The organism is Armatimonas sp., assembly GCF_031410135.1.
GTDB lineage: Bacteria > Armatimonadota > Armatimonadia > Armatimonadales > Armatimonadaceae > Armatimonas.
This window is the reverse complement of record NZ_JANNYP010000502.1, coordinates 1-1511: the sequence shown is the minus strand read 5'-3', so window position 1 is coordinate 1511 and position 1511 is coordinate 1. Positions and strand designations below refer to the sequence as shown.

Below are 1511 nucleotides of genomic sequence, written 5' to 3'. Positions count from 1 at the left end.
GCTCGCCGACAAAGCCCTCCAGCTTCGAAACCGATGAGCGCCGGTAGCAAGGCTGTATGGATGGTGAGCAAGGTCTGATGGGTTTTCCCTCCGGGAACTCCCACTCGACGATGCCTACTTCCTCAGCACAATGTACGAAGACCAGATAGCGCTGACCTTGTTGGTGCAGTGCTTGAATGGTCTGAGCGATGAGCGCCGATACCCAGTCAGGCACCGGGACGCTCGGGTTCTGAAGCGCGTAGCTCAGAACCAAGACAACGCTTTTCTCGCTATCCGACTCCTCCGGAAGGAAGAGGCGAAAGCGGGCTTTCTGAACGGCTCCTGCACCCGTAAGAGCGTAGGTCTCGTCCGTGACTTTCTTCATGTTTTTTCCTCAATACTCGTCGGGGAGCAGAACTGTCGAACTGCGCCGGTCAGCGTCGGTGATGATCCAGATCCGAATGGAGGTCTGGCCACCGCCGCTTGCGTTGTCTGTGTGGCTTGCTGTGTCTGCACTAGCCACTGTGTATGCGGGGAGGTCGTAGGCGGAGAGGATTCGGTGCCCGTTTCGGAGCGCCTCCTCGTTCACGCAGCGGTCATGGGCATCTAGAACGCCCCAGTCACCGCGTGCGTGCCTTGCTAGATAGCCCTCCAGGTTCGCCTGGCAAGCAATGGAGGCTAGGAGCGCCCCCGGTGTCACCAGGAACTCTCCCGTGGGGAAGAGTGGAGCTTTGAGCGTATTCATCGTCAACTCTCCTCTCGTATCTGGCAGGTCGTCTCTTGCCAGCCAGCCTCCGTGACGACACTGAGAACCGTGCCATCTCGGAGCGTGTATTGGGATAAAACCCGTCCACCGCGCTTGATGGATTCCTCATTCACGACGCGGTCGTCGTAGGCCATCTCCGCGCCGTAGTCACCTTCACGGTGACGCTTGAGCAGGTGAATCAGCTCTTCGTCGTTGTGGATGAGAGCCTCCATTGCTGCTGGAGTCAGGAAGACCTTGCCTAGGAGGAACTTAATGGGCCGCGTGTAGCCACTCATGAAGTCACCTCCAAAGGGTTTTTGGCCTCGTAAACGAAGGTCTCGCGTCGCTGTCGCCTTGTTGGCTCCGGAACCCTGCCCGTGAGCCGCCTAACGACCTCGACGGCACCCTTACGGTAGACCGTGACGACCACGAGAGAGCCGGTGTCGGCTTCTCGCACCGCCCAGTTCCTGCCGCCCTTGTAGCGCGAGATAGTCAGGGACATGAGGGAGATCCTCCATGCTTCTGAATCTGCGCCGAGACGGCTTCTACGATGCCTTCCTGAACCTGCCGGACGCCTTCCTCAAGAGGAACGTTCTCCCAGCGTGCGCTGAGTGCCTGGATAGCCGCTCGTTGCGTCAGCAGGAGCTTCTTCCAGCCCAGTGTGTGCTTGCAGGGATAGCGCCCACCGTGCTTCTCAAAGAAGGGGCAGGAGCACGTGTCCGCCTCGCGATCCACCGTGTAAGTGCCACCGTGATTCGAGCGAACCAGGTAGCGGTGAGCATCGAGG

5 protein-coding genes are annotated in these 1511 nt (G+C 59.4%); all 5 read right to left on the bottom strand.

The window, feature by feature from the left end:
* On the bottom strand, window positions 1-364 hold a 364-nt coding region (locus RMO15_RS18665; RefSeq protein ID WP_309715195.1), incomplete at its 3' end, for a hypothetical protein.
* Between the two features lie 9 nt (window positions 365-373).
* A complete protein-coding gene (locus tag RMO15_RS18660; RefSeq protein WP_309715193.1) occupies window positions 374-724 on the bottom strand; it encodes a hypothetical protein in 351 nt (116 codons plus the stop codon).
* 2 nt (window positions 725-726) lie between these two features.
* Window positions 727-1020: a hypothetical protein gene (locus RMO15_RS18655; protein ID WP_309715191.1), complete on the bottom strand. Its 294-nt coding sequence runs from the start codon at window positions 1018-1020 to the stop codon at window positions 727-729.
* Entirely contained in the window at window positions 1017-1226 is a 210-nt protein-coding gene (locus RMO15_RS18650; RefSeq protein ID WP_309715189.1) for a hypothetical protein, read from the bottom strand. The genes RMO15_RS18655 and RMO15_RS18650 overlap by 4 nt, the downstream gene beginning before the upstream one ends.
* A partial coding sequence (locus RMO15_RS18645; protein WP_309715187.1) for an SWIM zinc finger family protein occupies window positions 1217-1511 on the bottom strand: 295 nt, incomplete at its 5' end. The genes RMO15_RS18645 and RMO15_RS18650, both read right to left, overlap by 10 nt.